Raw genomic sequence first — 20,838 nt, forward strand, 5'->3', positions numbered from 1 at the left:
ACCTTTTCTAGTGTTGCTCCACTTACTATTGTCTTATTTCATTGCAGGCATACCTCCCTGATTGTTTTGATCTCCTTCTTTAAGGTCATCATTACTAACTCCTTTCTTTTTGGCTCCGGTGAACTTCATTGAACCAAAATTATAGCTGAATGTAACTCCAAAAGAACGTATTGGAAATTTAAAGGTACTGGTTTGGCTGAATCCCTGTCCACTTGAATTCTGTTTAAATTCTAAATCTTTTTTGAATGGCGAGACCATGTTAACTCCCAATGATGCCGTTTTGTTCCAAAACTGTTTTTTGACTCCAAACACCATTAAATTAAAAGCGGGACTGGTGCCTTGCAACGTTTTCTTAGAAGAATTTTGGATTACAAAAGCTTCAGCCGAAATGTCGTTTTTTAATTGAAGTGTCCCACTCACAAACGCAGAATATTGAATTGATGTGCCATTTGTGGATTGTTCTAAATTATATACTCCGGTTGGATCTGGTTTGTAAGTAAAGGCATTAAAGTTTCCACGTAAAGTCAATATCTTAAACGGATTTACGGAACCAAAAAGACTCATTCCAAAAGATTTATTGCTCCCAATGTTTTGATAATTGGTGATTGTCCCTGTCTCGTCTGATAAAGGTGTTGCAATACCTTCAATTAGGTCTGATGTATATTTATAATAGGCCGAAATATTCAGAGTACGCTTTTGTGAAAATGTGGAGTATCCAAATTCTACGGTTTGTGATACTTCAGGATCCAGGGTAGGGTTTCCTTGTGTTTGTGCTTGAATATTTGATTTATTGATAAATGGGTTGAGGTAGGTAAAGCTTGGTCTTGAAATACGTTTGCTGTACGTCAATTTTAAAGAAGAAGACTGTGACAATGCTTTCTGTAATGTAAAGCTTGGAATAAAGGTCCCATAGTCAATTTTGAATGGGCTTAAATCGGTTTGAAGCGCATTCGTAGGATCACCTTTGATGGCTGTATTTTCGAAACGAGCACCTGCCATTACGGTAAAACCTTTGGGTAAAGTTAGCGTTCCTACTGTATAAAGGGATGCAACATCTTGATCGTAATTGTATAAATTAGAACTGATAGGGTCATAAACAAATGCATTTTGTGCATCAGGAACGTAATTTTGGAAATCGCTCGAAATCTTTCTGATGATTGTTTTACCTCCTGCTTCCAGTTTGAATTTTTCGGTTACTGGTAGCGTATAATCCAATTGTAGCGTGTATTCATTATTTGTTCCGTCATTATTTGCTTTTTGATTGGTATAAAAACTGGAATATATATTTTGATAATCTGTATTGACTAAACTATGGCTCCATTGCGATGAAAATGTAAGTTCGTGTCCCTCTTTTGCAAATTTATGGCTATAGTTAAGATTCCAGTCAAATCCTCCAAAAGAGTTTTTCGCACTACTTTGTCCGGTATAAATGCTACTGTTCGCGTTATTTAGGTAATCAGTAAAGGTGTTTTCACTCGTGCCAGTTCGCTCAAATCCTCCGTCGTTATATCTAAAGGTGGTGCTTAAACTGTTGAAAGTATTAAAATCATATCCAGCAGTTACTGATGCTACTACGCCACTACGTTTTACTTCGTTAGTACCTTTACTCGTTTGCAAACTGTTGGCGTTACTATTGTTCAAAATTTGATTGGACTCAGAAGCGGACTCTTGTGGCCAGCCATTGTTGAATCCAACATTTGCCGAAAGGCTGAAACGGTTTTTATTATAATTAACGTTGGCATTAAAGTTGTTTTGTCTCGTGCCAATACCACCACTTACGGAGCCACTCACTCCGGAAACACTTTTCTGTTTGGTGATAATGTTTATTATTCCGGCAGATCCTTCGGCATCATATTTTGCGGATGGTGAAGTAACCACTTCGATGTTTTTGATTTGGTCAGCAGGTATTGTTTTCAACACATCCGAAAGGTTTGCGGAAGTTGCCCCCGATGGTTTTCCATTGATAAGTACTCGCACATTTCCATCTCCACGAATGGATACTTTTCCGTCAATATCTACATTTACCATAGGAACTTTCTGCAATACGTCTGTAGCATTACCGCCGCTTGCTGTCAAGTCTTTCTCTACGTTGTAAACAATTTTATCAATCTTGTTCGTCACTTGTTGTGTTTTCCCTACGACTACAACTTCTTTCAATGTATTTGTTTCAGGACTTAAAACTACCTTCCCAATTTCAAGATCCAACTTTGCATCTGTTGTAATTATTGATTTAATAGTTTTGTCATTGTAACCAATAAATGAAATGGTAACGGTATAGGTCCCGGCTTGAATTTCATTCAATTTGAAATTTCCGGTAGCATCGGTCAAAACGCCCGTTATGGGTTTAGTAGAGTTGATTTTGTAAAGGCTTACCGAAGCATAATCTACGGGTACCTTAGTTATCGAATCGATTACGGTACCAGAAATTTTTCCTTTTAAACTATTCGTTCCGGTAAAAGTTTGAGATTTTACAGATACAACAGCAAAAAACAACACGGTTAGAAGGATGATTTTTTTCATTTTAAGATATTTTAAGTTCCAAATCCATTTGAATTATTTCAATAAATTCGTTTGGATTACGGTACAAAGCAACATCTTAATAGGAACTTATGCCAACACATTCGACAGAGAGGGGGAGAACGTCGACGGAATTTTAACAATTCAATTTTTTGGGTCTACTGAATTTTGTTCGAAAATAATAAATAGGTTCATTTAAGTTTAGCTGATACAATTTGGGCATTCGCTTTTAAAAAAATCTACGTAAAAATATTGGCACGCAGATTCTGAAGTCGATTATATATTCTTATTTGGTAAAAATGACTGTTTCACAACATTTTCTGTTGAATCAAAATTTAAGACCAGCCTTGAAAAAATTTTATAAAATTGTCTTTGTATTGATCAGTGACAACAATGGTAATTTTATCAATTTGGACTGAATTTTTTGTAGCGGATTTTATTTTATCCAATGACACAATATAAGACCTGTGAATTCGCATAAATTTATTTTCAGGAAGCTTTTCTTCAAGTGATTTCATACTTGTCAGCGACAGCAGGGGTTTGTCTTCGCTGAGGCGGAATACTTTCACATAATCTTTCATGCTTTCTACATAAATGATGTCATCGACTGCGATTCTAACGAGTTGGTATTCAAATTTCAGATAAATATAAGCTACTTCAGTTTCGGGAATTGGCGGACTAAATTTTCGTATTTCCTGTTCCGGGTTTCGGATGAGTTCGAAATAACCCAGTGCCTTTGCCACCGATTTACTGAAATCAACAAAGCTAAAAGGTTTAAGGAGGTAATCAAGCGCATCTACCTTGTAACCATCAAGCGCATACTGATCAAAAGCTGTTGTAAATATGATTCTTAAATTCCCTTTTACACGGTACTGTTCTACAATTTTTGCGAGTTCAATTCCATTTATGTCGGGCATTCGAATATCAAGAAAAATTAGGTCAATATCCTGCTCATGGATTGCTTTTAATGCTTCGATGGCATTCGAAAACTGTCCCACTAATGATAAGGATGGTGTTTGTTCTATATAAGAAACTAGAATCTGTAACGCCAGCGGCTCGTCATCAACCGCGATACATTTTAATATCATGAGATTTGTAATTTTAAGATTACCGAGTATTCCATTTGAACGGTGTCTTCATTAGTTGTCAATTCGTACTTGCCGGGATAAATCAAATCGAGTCTTCGGCGGGTATTGATTAAACCAATTCCGTTGCTTTCTTCTTTACTTAGGGTTTGATTTTCAAATATAGAATTGCGGACTTCAATTTGCAGCAATTTTTCGGACTGTTCAATTCCGATGTAAATATAACTTGGATAAATACCGCTAATTCCATGTTTATAGGCATTTTCGATAAAAGGTAAAAACAACATTGGGGCTATAGCTACATCCTTGATATTAGTAGGCTTTTCAAATATTACCTGGACCTTATCCGTTATTCTGAGTTCCATAAGTTTAAGATAATCTTCTACAAAACCTATTTCTTTACCTAGTGATGTTAGATTGTTTCTGGTATCATAAAGTACATAGCGCATCATGTGTGACAAGGTGTATATGGCTTCCCGTGCCGGTTGGTTTTCTGTACCTGCCAAGGCATAAATGCTATTCAGAATATTGAAAAAGAAGTGAGGGTTGATTTGCGATTTAAGGAATGATAATTCCGAAGTGATTTTTTCTTTTTCAAGATTTTGACGCACTTGGGTTTCTGCTTGCAGTTTTTTGGCAACGCTTATCACTGTGCTTGCGCCCACCATTAATAAGGTTATTATGATTTCGCTTAAATTTGAAATCAAAGCACCATGCATATTGTCTTTTTTAGAAATTTTAAAATGTTGATTTAAAATAGCATCAAGGTTTATGAGTGAGTTGAAAGTATCACTAATGTACAGAACCGATAGTGTCAGAAGGCATATCGAAATAAAGAAGAAACCGTTCTTGCCTTGAAATAAAAGGGTAGGAATAATTATTTTATAAGTAAGATAAAACACTATAATCCATATAACATACATGAATATTTGCTTTATCCAAAATTCTATCGGGAAGCTAATATTCATATATAGTGGCATACTTTGGACAATAAGCAGTCCAAAAAAGAGTATAGCTTTTGAAAAAATCGAAATATCTTTAACTGAAAATGGTTTCATCATATGCAATTTAAAAATAAATGTACGGAATATATTATGTCCTAAAATCGAAATCGACAGTTTCCTATAGAATGTCGATAGATAGACCTAGTTTATCTCAGAAAAATTAAATACATCTTATTAATTCCTGGATTGTGATGAATGTGTAAAAAAACATTTGTAAGCTGTGATAAAGAATTTTATCCGTTTTAATTGAGTCAGCAACTTTGTTGAAAACATAAAAGCAATTGAAGATTTTTAGGCATAAAAAAGCCTGACATTGTTGTCAGGCTTTTAAAATTTCCCTTATTGGCGAAAGATGCAGAACAAATCATCTCGTTTCAATAAAAGGGTTATGCTTACTGTAAAATGGAAGGAACCTTAGTTTTCTTTTATGAACGGAGCTATACTAGCCCAAGCGGAATTAAAATTCACAATAAAAGCAGGATGACCAGCATTAGGGATAATCGCTAACTGATGATTGGGAATTAACAATGCGGCATTTAAAACATTTTGTACGGAGTTCCCCTCGTCTCGGTCGCCTGCCATCACTAAAACCGGGCATTTAATGGATCCTAATAAATCCTTGCCCACTGTTAGTTTATTGTAACAATTGGAAACCTGTTTAAACACTTCTTCTAAGCGATTCGGTTCTGGCATTAAGGCCCGCTGTTGGATCCAAAATTCCGCATCCAACTCCATCGCATTATTGAAGTTAAAATTAAAATCTCTTAATCCCGGATATAAAATACCCGCGCCTATTACGATCATTTTTTTTACTTTATCAGGATACATCGAGCCGAATTTATAAGCGGTAAATCCTCCATCACTAAATCCGAGAATCATTACTTTTTCTTTGGTTACTTCATTGATTACTGCCAGTACATCATTGGCTCTTTGTTCTAATGTCAAAGGTTCGACTCCGATTTCAGATTTACCGTGCCCACGGGTAGAAACAGCTATTACCTGAAAATCAGTTGAAAGACTATCTATAATTCTTCCCATTTCGATAGTTGACCCAAACAGCCCGCCATGTAAGACTACAATGGGTTGCCCTTTGCCGTATACTTCATAATAAATTTTGGCATCTTTTGATTTTACATACTGCCCTGCTTGCGGATTATTTCCATAGGGAACTTTATAAATTACATTTGCAGGCTGCATAAATCCTCGGATGGGCTGTTGGGCTTGTAGCTGTATTGCACATAAGATACAGACCCAGAATAGATTGAAAAAACGTACCATTTTTTTATTAAAGTTAAAGTTTTTTATAATTAGCGTTTTATAATTTTCAAATCCTTGAAATAACCAATAGTTCCTATATCAACCCATAAAGCGATAGCTCCTTTAGTGGTGCTTCCCTTCATCGTATCAACAATAAAATTAGAATACTTTGCATCATTTACAAACAATTCAGCTCTTTGTCCTTTTATTTCTATTCTCAGTTTTATCCATTCATTGATAGCAACGGGAGCTGATGTCTCGTACATATCAGGAGAGAGTTTTCTTAATGTTTCAAATTTAAATTTTGGATAAGCATAATATTGAACGGTATGATTTCTGTAGGATTGATTGTCTGATCTTCCTACTTTTGGTCTTAAATAGATGTTCTCAAAAGCCTTATCGGTATCATCTATTCGGAAAGCAACTCCTATAAAACCTTGAGCAGATTGAAATGGTGAAGGATTCTGAATTTGGCTATACATTTTTACTTCAATCGTTCCGTTTTCAAATTCTAAATCGGTGAGTTTTGCATAAGTAGGTTCATCAACAGTAGATTCCAATCTGTTTACATCAAAAGCTAAGGCATTAAGATCTCGTTCTATTTTCAATACTTTTTGACCCTGAAAAGTAATAATTGATCCTGTAACATTTTTTAATTCAAATGTTTGCTTTCCCAGTGTCAGTTTCTGTCCATAAGAAACCACACATAAGAGCAAAAACGGAATTGTAATTTTTAATAACTTTATCATAATTGGTTTGTTTCAAGAAATTAATTAAAATAATTTTTCTGCTGGAGGAGTTGCACCTACTAATCGTAAATAAACGGTTGTTTGCGCTCTATGATGAGTTTGATGTTCGAAACATTTGTTTAACACCTGTTCTCTACTCATATCAAATTTGCCAAAAAGTTTAATCTGTTCCCCTAATTTATTATTAGGATATTTTTTAATGGAATTGATGGCAAAATCATAAGCAGCCATTACTTTGCTGGTAACACTTGCTTTGTTCTCATCACCGGATTTTTCTAAATCCCCAAAACCTACTGGTGGTTTTTCATCGGTAGCAGCGCCTACGAAACCATATATGGCATCGCTCAAGTGTAAAACTTGACCTGAGAAAGAACGCATTTCTTTTGTTGGTTTAAATGAATACCCACTTTCTGGCATTGCATCCAGATACTCTTTAGTATATGCTTTGGCTCTTTCCCAGTCTTTAATAATATCAGATGTTGTTGTTTGTGCATTCAAATTTCCCACAGATAAAATGAATGTCAGAAGTAATACAATTTTTTTCATGTTTTCTTGTTTTTATAGTTTTTTACAAATTTACGACCATTAGTGTATATTTGTAACCAATAAATTAAATACCAGTAACCAATAGGTAACTACAAATTGTATGAGATATATAGAAAACCCTTATGATTGTCCTGTAACAAGAGCCATGTCAATTTTTGGCGGAAAATGGAAACCTATAATATTAAATTGCATTGGCGAAAGCTCGTTGCGGTTTGGGAAGCTAAACCAATTAATGCCGGCTATTTCAAACAAGGTGCTTTCTAATGAATTAAAAGAATTAGAAACATTAGGATTAATTGAGAGAACAGCGTTTAAGGAAAGCTCCCAAAGAGTAGAATATACGTTATCAGATTCGGGGAAAAGTTTGATGCCTGTTTTACATGAAATTGCAAACTGGGGTAATTCAAATCAGGCAAAAAAGATTGTTACGGAAATGGTAAAGTAGAAAACCCGTTTCTTGTAATTACGGCTAATCATTTTTTTTAGATTCAATCCCAGAAAAACCAGGAATCACTACTTTTTAGACATAAAAAAAGCCCGACATTGCTGTCAGGCTTTTAAAGCTCCCTCTCTTGGGCTCGAACCAAGGACCCTCTGATTAACAGTCAGATGCTCTAACCAACTGAGCTAAGAAGGAAACTGTATATTTTTATTCTGATAATGAATGAACGTTTTTGTGTGCTTATTAGTGAAGTGTGTTTCACTTGTAAAGCGGTGCAAAGATAGGGCTTAATTTGATTTCTGCAAGCAAAAATAAAATTTTTTTTAATTTTTTTTACTTCCCAAGAATTGCCTTGTAAATGTCGTTTCCATTAGCAAATAGTAACAGTGTTATAAGTAATACGAAACCAACCATTTGTGCATTCTCTAGGAATTTATCACTTGGTTTTTTACCACTAACAATTTCATATAATAAAAACATTACATGACCACCATCAAGTGCCGGAATAGGCAATAAGTTCATTACACCAAGCATAATTGATAACAAAGCAGTGATTGTCCAGAAAACTTCCCAGCTCCAAGTATTAGGAAAAATGTCAAATATGGCTTTAAAACCACCTACTTGTTTGTAGGCACCCGTACTTGGACTGAAAATCATTTTCAGCTGTTTTCCGTATCCTACTAACTGGTCTTTTCCTTTTGCTAATCCTACAGGGATAGATTCTAATAGGCCAAATTCCTGCTTGCTAATTTTATAATAGCCTAGTTTCTCTAAAGATTCCATTCCTAAACCTCCAATTTGTACCCCTAGTTTTCCCTCTTTAGAAACGGTAACAGGAACTTGTACTTCTTTTTGATCTCTTAAAACAGTAGCATTAATGGTTTTGTTTTTATTGTTTTCCAAAACTGTTTTGGCTTCATCAAAATATTTTGTTTTTTGACCGTTAAGGGCAATAACGATATCTTTTGGTTGTAAAGCAGTATTTTTAGAATCCGCAGCAACAGCACCAATGACAAACGGCATTCTGATAGATACTAATGGTCCTTTTTCAAATTTTGATAATTGATCCACAAAATCATTTGGCATTGTGATAGACTGCTCAGTTCCATTTCTTTCAATAAGGACTTGTTTCCCCATTACCACTTTAGCATTGATTCCATTATCAAAACGTTCTACTTTTTCACCATCAATAGAAATGATTCTGTCACCCGTTTTGAAACCTGCATTTTGCATGGCTTTATTTTCGATCGAAAGACCGTCTTTCAAATCGGAGTTAGCAATATAGGTATCGCCATAAGCAAATGCCATTCCGATATAAATAATGAATGCCAAAATGAAATTCACGGTAACACCACCAAGCATGATAATCAAACGTTGCCAAGCCGGTTTAGAACGAAATTCCCATGGTTGAGGTGGTAAAGCCATTTGCTCTTTGTCCATGCTTTCGTCAATCATTCCTGAAATTTTTACATAACCACCCAAAGGCAACCAACCGATACCGTATTCAGTTTCGCCAATTTTCTTTTTTAGAAGGGAATATTTAACATCAAAAAACAAGTAAAATTTTTCGACTCTGGTTTTAAACAATTTAGCAGGAATAAAATGTCCTAATTCGTGAAGTATAATAAGTAATGATAAGCTCAATAAAAATTGAGAAAGCTTGATAACTATGTCCATTTTTTAATTTTAGTTCTTTTACAACTTACAAAAGTAAGGTTTTCTATTTGTTTAATTTACAATAATTGTTCCATACCGTTTTAAATGTTTGTTAATTAATTAAATTTCAATTTTTACTTTCGGTTATGTCCCTTAACTTTACTTTTTTTCAGGAAATGTTGTGAAACAGTAAAGTATAATTTTGACCATATAAGAAATAGAAGTTCACATAAGCTATAATTTAAGCTAAAACTTAAATGAACTGCTATTTCTTATATGGTTAAAAATAAGTAGTATATGCTTTTTTCGAAAGTATGCTCTTTATTATTTCCAAACAAATCCTGTCGAACTACTTTTTTAGAAAATCATTTTTAATTTTTAAATTAAACTTCATACAAATGGCATCACAGTTATTTTCACCACTTCAAATAAAAAACACCACCCTTAAAAATAGAATTGTTATTTCACCCATGTGCCAATATTCGGCAACAGATGGTTTTGCCAATGATTGGCATCTCGTTCATTTGGGTAGTCGTGCCAGTGGTGGAGCAGGATTAATTATTCAGGAAGCGACTGCAGTTTCTCCCGAAGGTAGAATTTCCCCTAGTGATTTGGGACTTTGGAAAGACGAACAAATTGAAAAAATGCAAGCGATTAATCGTTTTATTGTGAGTCAAAATTCAATTCCCGGAATTCAATTGGCGCATGCCGGAAGAAAAGCAAGTGCAGCTGCACCTTGGGAAGGGGGCAGAAAATTAGACGAAAGCCAAGGAGGTTGGGATACAGTGGCGCCAAGTGCTGTCGCTTATCATGACAATGAAAAAACACCTATTGCATTAGACAAAACGGGAATTGAAAAAGTAATTTCCGATTTTAAAGCGACTACTAAAAGAGCGGTTCAAGCCGGTTTTCAAGTCTTGGAAATTCATGCGGCTCATGGCTATTTATTGCATCAGTTTCTCTCGCCTTTGTCTAATTTTCGAACGGACGAATACGGAGGAAGTTTCGAAAACCGAATCCGTTTTACTTTGGATATTGTGGAAGCAGTACAATCGGAATGGCCAGAAAACTTGCCTTTATTTGTTAGAATTTCTGCTACGGATTGGGCGGAAGGCGGTTGGGACATCGAAGAATCAGTTCAACTTTCGAAAATACTAAAAGAAAAAGGGGTGGATTTAATTGATGTTTCTTCGGGTGGATTGGTGTCACACCAACAAATTCCGGTTGGACCCAATTATCAGGTTCCTTTTGCAGAAAGAATAAAAAAAGAAACTGCAATAATGACAGGTGCCGTAGGATTAATCACAGCATCCGGTCAAGCGGAAGAAATAATTGCAACTGGAAAAGCCGATTTGGTTTTGTTCGCAAGAGAATCCCTTAGAAACCCCAATTTAGGCTTGACATTCGCTCAAGAATTACAGGCAGATATTCAATGGCCTAAACAATACGAAAGAGCAAAAATTAAATAAAATGTAAACACGAATTAACGCGAATTATTTTTTACCGAATTCCCGGAGCAAAAATTAAATAATTTATTAGATAAATCTTCTGAATCGATTAATACGTCAGTTCGTCCCGACGCTTCGGGATTTTGAGCAGTGAAACGGGACAAAAAAGTATCGAGGACCAATTCTTCAACGAACTTATATTCCTATATGGTTCAAAATTTAACCACATAAGGAATATGAGTTCCTGTAAATTTTAAAATTAAAAGTTATAAATTCGTGTTCGACTAAAAAAAAACAGCACATGCAAAAAATAAGAACTGCTTTACTTTCCTACGGAATGTCTGGAAAAGTATTCCATGCTCCGTTTATATCATTCCATGAAGGATTTGAACTGATTGGTTCATGGGAAAGAAGCAAAAAACTGATACGCGAGGATTACCCTTTGGTTAAAAGTTATGCCACTATGGAGGCTTTACTCGAAGATGATGTCGATTTGGTGATTGTAAATACGCCAGTGGACACGCATTATGAATATGCCAAAAAAGTATTGCTTGCGGGAAAACATGCCATTGTCGAAAAAGCATTTACCACAACCGTTGCCCAAGCGCAGGAATTAGCTGCTTTGGCAAAAGAAAGGGGAGTTAAGCTCGCCGTTTTCCAAAACAGAAGATGGGACAGCGATTTCAAAACCGTGCAAAAAATTATTTCAGATAAAATGCTGGGTGACATTGTGGAAGCCGAATTCCATTTTGACCGCTACAATCCGCTTTTGAGCCCAAAATCACACAAAGAAACTGCTAATTCCGGTGCTGGAATTCTAAAGGATTTAGGTCCGCATTTAATTGATCAGGCCTTGTGTTTATTTGGTTTACCTGAATCTGTTTTTGCTGATATCAGAATTACGCGGGAACATTCTTTGGTAGATGATTATATAGACATCTTGTTGTATTATCCTGATTTCCGTGTCCGATTAAAAGCGGGATTTTTTGTTCGAGAAGCAATTCCGGCGTTTGTTGTTCATGGTAAAAAAGGGTCTTTCTTGAAACCACGTGGCGATGTACAGGAAGATGATTTAAAACTGGGGAAAAAACCGAATCTCGACACTTGGGGGAAAGAGCAAAAAGACAAAGAAGGTTTGCTTCATACGGAGTTCCATACCGATATATTAAAGGAAAATGTACCAACACTTCAAGGCAATTACTACGATTTTTTTGATGGAGTTTACAATTCTATTTCAAATGATGTTCAAGAGCCGGTAACGGCGCAGGATGGGGTTCATGTCATGCAAATTATCGAAGCGGCAATACAAAGTAGCGTCCAAAAGAAAGCAATTAATTTGTAGATTTCATCCAATGAATGTAATAACTAACCGCAAATTTGCCAATTTAAAACATGCAGATGAATGGGTAAATTTGCGGTTATCACTTTTTAAGTTGTACTAAATCCCCTCCTTTTTTATAAACAATAACGATATATTTTTGACGGGATGCGTTGTTTAGAGGTAATGAACGATTGCTTTTTGTACTTTTGACGGTATAAAACTCTAAAATCAAATCCTTTTGATAGATTTAAACTTTTTAGGCAGGTTCAGAACCAAAGCAAAATTCAAAAAAACGTATAAAGATGCCAAGATTTCTTATTTAAATAGAATTCGATGGGCAGTATCTATGTTTTATTTTGGAATGGGATTGTGTTTTGCCACTTGGGCAAGTAGAATCCCGGATATTAAAACAGCATTGCATTTAAGTTCAGGAGAATTAGGGTCAATATTATTTGCAGTTCCATTAGGACAATTGGTGGTTATGCCTTTTTCCGGAAAATTAGTCACCCGTTTCGGGAGTCATCGCATCCTTATACTATCACTATTATTTTACGTTTTTAGTTTAACAAATCTTGGACTGGCTGCTCAGGCTTGGCAATTATCACTTGGATTATTTGTATTTGGGATATTTGGAAATTTGGCAAACATAGCAGTAAATACACAAGGTGTTTATACCGAAGAACTTTTCAAGAAAACCATTATGTCTTCTTTTCACGGGATGTGGAGTTTTGCAGGATTTACTGGCGCATTAGTTGGTTTAGGAATGTTAGCACTGGAACTAACGCCGTATGAACATTTTTTAATAGTAGCCGGTATTGTACTTTTGATGATTGCTTTTAATTATAAATTCCTGATAAAAGCCAAAGAAATCATCAAAACCGAAAAGAAAAAATTATTTACAAAACCGGACAGTGCCTTAATTTGGCTGGGTATAATTGGTTTTTGCTGCATGGCCAGCGAAGGGGTTATGTTTGACTGGAGCGGTGTTTATTTCAAAGATGTCATCAAAGCACCCGGACCATTGGTTATTTTAGGCTATACTTCTTTTATGATAATGATGGCTGGAGGACGATTTTTTGGTGATGGCCTGATACATAAATTTGGAAGAAAACCAGTAATGCAAATCAGCGGAATTATTATTTCACTGGGATTATTTACCTCAGTATTTTTTCCATATATAATACCGTCAACTATTGCATTTATGTTTGTTGGACTTGGGGTTTCCACCATTGTTCCTACCTTATACAGCATTGCAGGGAAAAACCCAACGGTACCTCCTGGTGAAGCTTTAACAATCGTTTCAAGCGTAAGTTTTCTTGGATTTTTAATGGGTCCTCCCGTTATAGGATATATTGCAGAATTGTCCAGCTTGCGATTTTCATTTGCCTTTATAGGTGTTTTTGGTTTTTTAATTGCATTCATGGTTTCCAGAATCAAGGCAATTCAATAGATTTTTAGGAGCACAACTTCTCGTTTTTCATAAGCGTTCACACCCGCTGTACACAGTATCTTTTGTCTCGTAAAAAACGAGAAAAAAGGATACTTGCTCCCATCGGGGCTACTAATCCCGTTTTTAATTTCTTAGGACTTTTGCAAGGAGATAAGTATGTAAAATAGTTTTTTAAAAACATAAGATTTATTTTATTAAAAAATATATTTTTATAGTTTTTTTCTTATATTTACAATTAGAAATTCTAAACACCACGCCTTTCAGCAGAATTTCATTCGGTATCAAATTCTAATTTCCAAAAACATTTTACCATTATTTTATTCTTTATCTCTTTTTGGGATAAAGAATCTTTATTCATTGGCGTATTCTCATTCGCTTATAAAAGACATAATGTGCTTATGAAAAAAATTACCCTAATTCTCTTCTTTTTTGTTGTAATACCTTTTGCTTTTGCACAGCAAGAAACAGGCATTTCTGGAAAAATTATCGATTCCAAAACCCAGCAACCATTAGCATCTGTTGTAGTTACCATTCAAAACACAAATTTAATGCAGCTGACAACAGTTGACGGAAAGTTTAGGTTTAGCACTGTTCCCGCAGGAGAACAATTAGTTTTATTTCACAGTCAGGGGTATAAAGACGCCTTATTTCCAGTTGAAATCATAGCGGGACAACTACTCGATTTAGACACCATATTATTAGAAGATGACCAAAGTTCAGAACAACAAACCGGTTTAATTGCACTTTCCGAAAGTGATTTAAGTGATGACAACAGTGGCTCCGAAAGCACTTCAGGGCTTTTGCAATCCTCCAAAGATGCTTTTCAGCAAGCGGCGGCTTTCAATTGGGGACAAGCTCGTTTTAGGATTCGAGGGTTGGATAGCGAGCATTCCACGATGATGATTAATGGTGTTTCCATGAATAAATTGTACGATAGTAGACCGCAATGGGGCGATTGGGGCGGACTGAACGATGCGCTCCGAAATCAGGAATTTTCCATAGGAACTGCTCCTTCTGATTATACTTTTGGCGGAATATTAGGGACTCAGGAAATCAATACCCGTGCTTCCATTTACAGACCCGGCACCCGAATTTCATTTTCTGGCACCAATACTAATTACAGTTGGCGCATGATGGGAACGTATGCTTCCGGTATGAATGCACGAGGCTGGGCATTTGTAGTTTCGGCTGGAAAGCGATGGGCACAGGAAGGCTATTTTGAAGGAACAAATTACGATGCCAGTTCCGCCTTTATAAGTGTGGAGAAAAAACTGAACGAGAATCATTCCTTAAACTTTACGGCTTTTTATACTCCAAATTCACGAGGGAAAAATTCCCCAAATACCACCGAAGTTTCCCAATTAACAAACGGAAAATACAATTCCTATTGGGGTTTTCAAGATGGGAATAAGAGAAATTCAAGAATGAAAACCATCGAAGAACCGATTGTGATGCTAACCCATTTTTTTAAAATAAACGATCATACAAATTTGAATTCCAGTTTGATGTATCAATTTGGAAAAATTGGGAACAGCAACATCGATTATCAAAATGCCAATAGCCCAGATCCGACTTACTATAGAAAACTGCCAAGTTATTACAGTTCGCATTACGATTCAGATAACGGGGAATTTTCAGGAGAATTCACACCAGATTTAGAGAATGCGAAGAAAAGCAAAGAACAGTTTTTAGCCAATCAGCAAATGGATTGGAATGGGATGTACCAAGCGAATCAAAATCCGATTGTAGATGCAAATGGAACAATTTCAGGTTACGAACCTTCTAAAAGCAAGTATGTTTTGTATGAAGATCGAACCGATGATAAAACAATCGTGGCGACTTCTACTTTCAATACACAACTCACGGAAAATGTTATTTTGAATGCTGGAGCTTCTTTCAAAAACTTGAAATCACACAATTATCAAAAGCTTTTGGATTTATTGGGTGGTGCTTATTTTGAAGATATTGATGGCTTTTATAACGGAAACCAATCTCAATCAGACTTGAATAATCCAAACCGTCAAGTGGTTGTTGGTGACGAATACGGATACAATTATAATTATGTTGCCCATACGCTCGATGCGTTCACCCAATTCAAATTCTCGTATAACAAAGTCGATTTTTATCTGGCTCAAAGTTTCTCAAGCACCAATTATCAAAGGGAAGGTTTGTACAGAAACGGGATTTACGAAACCAATTCCTTTGGAAAAAGTGAGAAAGCAACATTCGAAAATTTCGGGTTTAAAGGAGGATTAACCTACAAAATATCTGGAAAACAATTGTTGATTTTTAACGGAGCGCACTTGACGAAAGCCCCAACAATCAGAAATACTTTCCCTAATTCCCGATTAAATAATAGGATTGTTGATGATTTAAAAAACGAGAACATAAGCAGTCTGGATGTCAGTTATGTGTATCGTTCTCCAAAATTAAAAGCCCGACTTACCGCTTTTTATACGTTGATAAAAGATGCCACACAAACTTCTTTCTTTTATGCCGAAGGAATTTTTGATGATGGTGCGGGGTATAATAACACGAGTGCTTTTGTGAGCCAGACGCTGACGCATTTGAACAAGAAAAATCTAGGTACGGAATTAAGTTTAGAATATCAGATAAACCCAACATTGAAAACCACTTTTTCCGCGGCTTTTGGAGAATATACCTACGACAGCAATCCAAATGTAATGGTGACTAATGATGCCGAAGCGTCAATAGAAAATACGAACCCTGTTTTTGATTTTGGAACCGCAGCATTAAAAAACTACAAACAACCGGGTTCGCCGCAACAAGCGTATTCGTTGGGAATTGAATATCGAGATCCTAAGTTTTGGTGGATTGGTGTTAATATTAATTATTTAACAAACAGTTATATTGATGTCTCTCCCATTGCCAGAACAGATCACTTTTTTATCAATCCTGCCAGTGGATTTTCCTTTCCGGAAGCCACCGAAGAAAGAGGCAAGGAATTATTGCAACAGGAAAAATTTGCTCCAACAACATTATTAAATATAGTTGGCGGTAAATCATGGCGAGTTTTCAGTAAGTATGTAGGTCTTTTTGCCAGCATCAATAATGTGCTCGATGTTACTTACAAAACAGGCGGTTATGAACAGGCAAGAAATGCCAATTTCAGGCAACGCAATCAGGATGTTTCCAGTGGAACACCATCTTTTGGCAACAAATATTTTTACGGGTACGGGAGGACTTATTTCGTCAATCTTTCCATCAATTTATAAATTTGAAAACAGAAACATAATGAAAACAACTTTCAATAATCTATTTTTTTCTATAGTAATAGCAATTGCTTTTACCAGTTGCGTAAACGATGAAGTAGCTATTCCAAAACTAATGTGTGCCCAACCTGATTTAACTGTAAACCGGACTGTTGCAGAAGTTCGGGAAAATGCCAATGCAATTGTAAGCCAATACAAGTACGACGATATCATAGAAGCGTACGTTGTTTCCAGCGATGAATCGGGTAATTTTTTTAAGTCCATTTCCTTTCAAACTTTGGCAACAGCCACAACGCCAGCTATAGGGTTTAGTGTTCCAGTAGATGCTACAAACTTGTATATTGATTACAGATTAGGCAATAAAGTATATTTAAAACTAAAAGACCAATACACTGATATTTCGTTTGGAGGCCTGCGCATAGGAAGCATTTTTGTTAATTCTTACAATGAAGGAGGAGTGGGGCGACTTTCCCAAAATGAGTATAAAAAAGTGTTGAATGCCTCTTGCACAACCGTAAAGGAGGAACTTCTAGTAAAGACAATTTCGATGGAGGATCTATTGAATGATTCTAATTTGAATATGTTGGTCGAATTATCGGATGTTCAGTTTACAGCGGATGCTATTGGTCGCCATTATTTTGAGGAAACCAATAATGTGGGTGGCGCAACCAATTGGGGTTTGATGGATAAATTAGGGAATCAAGTGTATTTTAGAACCAGTAGTTTCGCTGATTTTTCGAGTAGTATAGTTCCAAATGGAAGTGGAAAAGTAAGAGGGGTTTTAACAAAATATGGAACGGACTATCAACTATTACCGCGCTCCGAGAAAGATGTTGTGATGACTGGAACTAGAGCAGCTCCTTTTTTCTCTCAAGATTTTGAAACGGTTATTGATAAATCAAATTTGAGTCTTCCGGGATGGGCAAATATTGTTCAAAAGGGAGCGATTTCCTGGAAAGGGACAGTATATTCCGGAAATGGTTATGCCGAATTTAATATTTCAGGCGCAAAGGTAGTTTCGAATGTAGCTTGGTTGATTTCCCCAAAAATAGATATGGACAAGCACACTAATGAAATCTTAACTTTCAGGGCTGCCCAACATCATTTAGATGTTGATTCCCAATTGAATTCTTTGGAAGTTTATGTTTCCACTAATTTTGACGGATTGAATGTGGCTACCGCAACTTGGGTTCCCATTTTGGCGAAATTACCAAAACAAGCCACGCCTTGGTATCAATTTGTAGGAAGTGGAGGAATAGATTTATCCTCCTATAAAGGCAAAATAAATATTGCTTTCAAATATACAGGTTCCGGAAAAAATCTGGCTTTGGACGGTGCTTTTCAAGTGGATGATGTGCAGATCTTTGGAAATTAATATTGGCCACATAGCAGAGAAAAACACAATTTATGTAGCGTGTGTTTTATATATTTGCAATCTTAAAAATTAAATTAAAATTTATGAAATCTATTTTATTAGCATTAGTTTCTATACTATTTGTTTCTTGCTTATCAGATGCTGGAACATCTAAACCTGTTGATTATACAGTTCAAAATGAAAAAGAAATTGTTGATTATGTCGCCAAAAATCATTTAACTGCTACAAGAACCGATTCAGGATTGTATTATGTGGTTAATGAAGCCGGTACTGGAACTCAACCTACCGCAACGTCTAATGTAACAGTGGCTTATAAAGGTTATTTTACAAACGGAAATGTATTTGATGAAAGTAAAGCCGAAGGAATTTCATTTGGATTGAATCAAGTGATAAAAGGTTGGACAGAAGGAATCCCTTACTTTAAAGCAGAAGGAAGTGGTATCCTTTTAATTCCGGCTCACTTAGGTTATGGAAGTAATGATAGTGGTCCTATTCCTGGTGGTTCTGTACTTGTTTTTGAAGTTAAATTAATTTCAGTGAATTAGGCCATTTGTTTTTCTTTCCTAAATAACACCAAAATAAAAAGGCTGTCTTTTCGGACAGCCTTTTATACTTAATTATTTTTTGATTTCAACTATACTTATCGCATAACCTCCACCCGGAGCACTCAACTGCGCCAGTTTTGATTTGTTGGTCACCGTCATTTTACGAATTGTATAAGCTTGCGGATTTGTTTTATAATGTGCGTCTTTAGCATCTGCATAAATGGTGGCTACATACGTTTTTCCTTTTTCCAAGAAATCAAATTTGATAGCTGAAGTACGAGGCGTTTCTCCGTTTACATTACCAATGAACCAATTGTTGGTCACTTTTGCTTTACGCGCAACAGTAACATATTGACCTGGTTCCGCTTCTAGGTATTTACTGTCTGTCCAATCTACCGCTACATCTTTAATAAACTGGAATGCATCAGCAAATCGGTCATAATTTTCAGGTAAATCGGCTGCCATCTGCAACGGACTGTACATAGTTACATACAAAGCCAGCTGATTTGCTAATGTGCTGTTCACATGGGAATGATTATCAGGATTGATTTTGCTTAAATCCATTTCAAAGATACCCGGAGTATAATCCATAGGTCCGCCTACTAAACGGGTAAAAGGCAATACCGTTACGTGGTTTGGTTTAGAACCACCAAAAGCTTGATATTCGGTTCCTCTTGCGGCTTCGTTACCAATTAAATTTGGATACGTTCTGCAAATACCTGTTGGACGAATAGCTTCGTGAGCATTGACCATGATTTTATACTCAGCTGCTTTTTCGACAGCATATTGATAATGATTGACAATCCATTGGCTGTAATGATTTTCACCTCTTGGCAAAATATCACCTACATAACCACTTTTCACGGCATCATACCCATTGTCTTTCATAAACTGATAGGCTTTGTCCATATGACGCTCATAGTTACGAACAGATCCAGAAGTTTCATGGTGCATAATCATCTTAATTCCTTTTGATTTTGCATATTCATGTAAGCCTTTAACATCAAAATCCGGATACGGAGTTAGAAAATCAAAAACATAATCTTTTGAATGTCCAAACCAGTCTTCCCAACCTTCATTCCAACCTTCGACCAAAACCGCATCAAAACCGTTTTTGGCTGCAAAATCGATATATTTTTTCACATTGGTGTTATTCGCTCCGTGTTTGCCATTTGGTTTTGCTTTTGCAAAATCAGTAACGCCAAGTTGTACCGTTGGAAATTCATCAGTGTACGCCCATGAGCTTTTTCCAGTAATCATTTCCCACCAAACACCCACATATTTAACTGGTTTTATCCATGAAGTATCTTCGATTTTACTAGGGTCATTCAGGTTTAATGTCATTTTTGAAGCCAGAATTTCTCTTGCGTCATCACTAACGATTATCGTACGCCAAGGCGAATGACTTGGAGCTTGCATATATCCTTTGTCTCCTTTTGCATCTGGTGTTAACCAAGATTCGAATACCATATTTTTATCATCCAGATTCAAATGCATACAAGAATAATTAATTAAGGCTGCTTCGTGTAAATTGATATATAAACCGTCCCCAGTTTTTAGCATAAGCGAAGTCTGAACTCCTGTTGTAGAAAAAGACCTTTGAGAAACATTTGCAGTAGTTGCTTTTTCTGACAAGCCTCTAATTTCAGATAATTTTGAGGTGGTGTAATCATATTCTTGTGTGTCATAATCACCAGGAATCCAAAAAGCGGTATGATCTCCTGTCATTGCAAATTGGGTTCTTTCTTCTTTGATTACAAAATAAGTAAGGTTCTTTTGCGAAGGAAACTCATAACGGAATCCTAGACCATCGTCAAACAAACGAAAACGAATAACAATTTGTCTGTCGGTTTCTTTTTGATTTAAGGTAACGGCCAATTCGTTATAATGATTGCGAATTGAGGCAACTTCTCCCCAAACTGGTTTCCAGTTTTCATCAAAAGTGGATGTTTTAGTATCGATAACAGTAAAATCATTTAACAATGATTTTTTATCATTTTTTAGCTCAAGACCTAATTTACTTGGTTTTACAACTGCTTTGCCTTTGTAATTTAAACTGTAACTAGGTGTTCCGTCATTTTGTAATGAAAAGGTCATTACAAATTTTTCATTCGGTGATTTTAACTGCTGTGCATTTGCAGTGTTAAAAAAAGCGAGCCAAAGTAAGGCTGTAAAAAGAAATTGCTTCATTTTTTAAATAGAATTTAATA

At 35.9% G+C, this 20,838-nt stretch carries 15 protein-coding genes and 1 tRNA gene; 7 read left to right on the plus strand and 9 right to left on the minus strand.

Annotation, left to right across the window (positions count from 1 at the left end):
• Window positions 1-33: 33 nt before the first annotated feature.
• From OA85_RS05160 to OA85_RS05190, 6 genes are all read right to left on the minus strand, one after another.
• Entirely contained in the window at window positions 34-2,520 is a 2,487-nt protein-coding gene (locus OA85_RS05160; protein WP_039108419.1) for a TonB-dependent receptor domain-containing protein, read from the minus strand.
• A gap of 332 nt (window positions 2,521-2,852) precedes the next feature.
• Entirely contained in the window at window positions 2,853-3,605 is a 753-nt protein-coding gene (locus tag OA85_RS05170) for a LytTR family DNA-binding domain-containing protein (protein WP_039108421.1), read from the minus strand.
• Window positions 3,602-4,660 (minus strand): sensor histidine kinase, encoded by a 1,059-nt coding sequence (locus tag OA85_RS05175; protein WP_197056055.1) that lies wholly within the window; start codon window positions 4,658-4,660, stop codon window positions 3,602-3,604. The genes OA85_RS05170 and OA85_RS05175 overlap by 4 nt, the downstream gene beginning before the upstream one ends.
• 360 nt (window positions 4,661-5,020) lie before the next feature.
• Window positions 5,021-5,884, minus strand: a complete 864-nt coding sequence (locus OA85_RS05180) for an alpha/beta fold hydrolase (RefSeq protein WP_082014115.1) — start codon at window positions 5,882-5,884, stop codon at window positions 5,021-5,023.
• Between the two features lie 29 nt (window positions 5,885-5,913).
• Complete coding sequence (locus OA85_RS05185; RefSeq protein WP_052257148.1) at window positions 5,914-6,612, minus strand: family 16 glycoside hydrolase; 699 nt, start codon at window positions 6,610-6,612, stop codon at window positions 5,914-5,916.
• Window positions 6,613-6,636: 24 nt separating this feature from the next.
• Window positions 6,637-7,158 carry a DinB family protein gene (locus OA85_RS05190; protein WP_039108423.1) on the minus strand — a complete coding sequence of 174 codons (522 nt, stop codon included), beginning with the start codon at window positions 7,156-7,158 and terminating at the stop codon, window positions 6,637-6,639.
• A 100-nt stretch (window positions 7,159-7,258) separates the two neighbouring features.
• On the opposite strand from OA85_RS05190, the gene OA85_RS05195 reads away from it, so the two are divergent.
• Window positions 7,259-7,603, plus strand: coding sequence for a helix-turn-helix domain-containing protein (locus tag OA85_RS05195; RefSeq protein WP_039108424.1), 345 nt, complete (start codon window positions 7,259-7,261; stop codon window positions 7,601-7,603).
• Between the two features lie 118 nt (window positions 7,604-7,721).
• Here OA85_RS05195 and OA85_RS05200 read toward each other — a convergent pair.
• Both OA85_RS05200 and rseP read right to left on the minus strand, forming a co-directional pair.
• A tRNA-Asn gene (locus OA85_RS05200) sits at window positions 7,722-7,795 on the minus strand.
• A gap of 138 nt (window positions 7,796-7,933) precedes the next feature.
• On the minus strand, window positions 7,934-9,277 hold the full coding sequence (gene rseP, locus OA85_RS05205; protein WP_039108425.1) for an RIP metalloprotease RseP: 1,344 nt from the start codon (window positions 9,275-9,277) through the stop codon (window positions 7,934-7,936).
• A 377-nt stretch (window positions 9,278-9,654) separates the two neighbouring features.
• Here rseP and OA85_RS05210 point away from each other — a divergent pair, with 377 nt between their 5' ends.
• The 6 genes from OA85_RS05210 to OA85_RS05235 all read left to right on the plus strand — a co-directional run bounded on the left by OA85_RS05210 (window position 9,655) and on the right by OA85_RS05235 (window position 18,628).
• Window positions 9,655-10,725 (plus strand): NADH:flavin oxidoreductase/NADH oxidase, encoded by a 1,071-nt coding sequence (locus OA85_RS05210; protein ID WP_039108427.1) that lies wholly within the window; start codon window positions 9,655-9,657, stop codon window positions 10,723-10,725.
• A 280-nt stretch (window positions 10,726-11,005) separates the two neighbouring features.
• Window positions 11,006-12,046: a Gfo/Idh/MocA family oxidoreductase gene (locus OA85_RS05215; RefSeq protein ID WP_039108429.1), complete on the plus strand. Its 1,041-nt coding sequence runs from the start codon at window positions 11,006-11,008 to the stop codon at window positions 12,044-12,046.
• Between the two features lie 217 nt (window positions 12,047-12,263).
• A complete protein-coding gene (locus tag OA85_RS05220; protein ID WP_039108430.1) occupies window positions 12,264-13,475 on the plus strand; it encodes an MFS transporter in 1,212 nt (403 codons plus the stop codon).
• Between the two features lie 398 nt (window positions 13,476-13,873).
• On the plus strand, window positions 13,874-16,711 hold the full coding sequence (locus OA85_RS05225; RefSeq protein ID WP_039108431.1) for a TonB-dependent receptor: 2,838 nt from the start codon (window positions 13,874-13,876) through the stop codon (window positions 16,709-16,711).
• 19 nt (window positions 16,712-16,730) lie between these two features.
• Window positions 16,731-18,083, plus strand: coding sequence for a DUF5689 domain-containing protein (locus OA85_RS05230; RefSeq protein WP_039109389.1), 1,353 nt, complete (start codon window positions 16,731-16,733; stop codon window positions 18,081-18,083).
• Between the two features lie 83 nt (window positions 18,084-18,166).
• Window positions 18,167-18,628, plus strand: a complete 462-nt coding sequence (locus OA85_RS05235; protein WP_039108432.1) for an FKBP-type peptidyl-prolyl cis-trans isomerase — start codon at window positions 18,167-18,169, stop codon at window positions 18,626-18,628.
• Between the two features lie 72 nt (window positions 18,629-18,700).
• Here the strand turns inward: OA85_RS05235 and OA85_RS05240 are convergent, their stop codons facing one another.
• Window positions 18,701-20,818: a glycoside hydrolase family 97 protein gene (locus tag OA85_RS05240; protein ID WP_039108433.1), complete on the minus strand. Its 2,118-nt coding sequence runs from the start codon at window positions 20,816-20,818 to the stop codon at window positions 18,701-18,703.
• Window positions 20,819-20,838: the final 20 nt, after the last annotated feature.

Origin of the sequence: Flavobacterium sp. AED (assembly GCF_000812945.1) — a bacterium.
In the GTDB taxonomy this organism is placed as follows: Bacteria; Bacteroidota; Bacteroidia; order Flavobacteriales; family Flavobacteriaceae; genus Flavobacterium.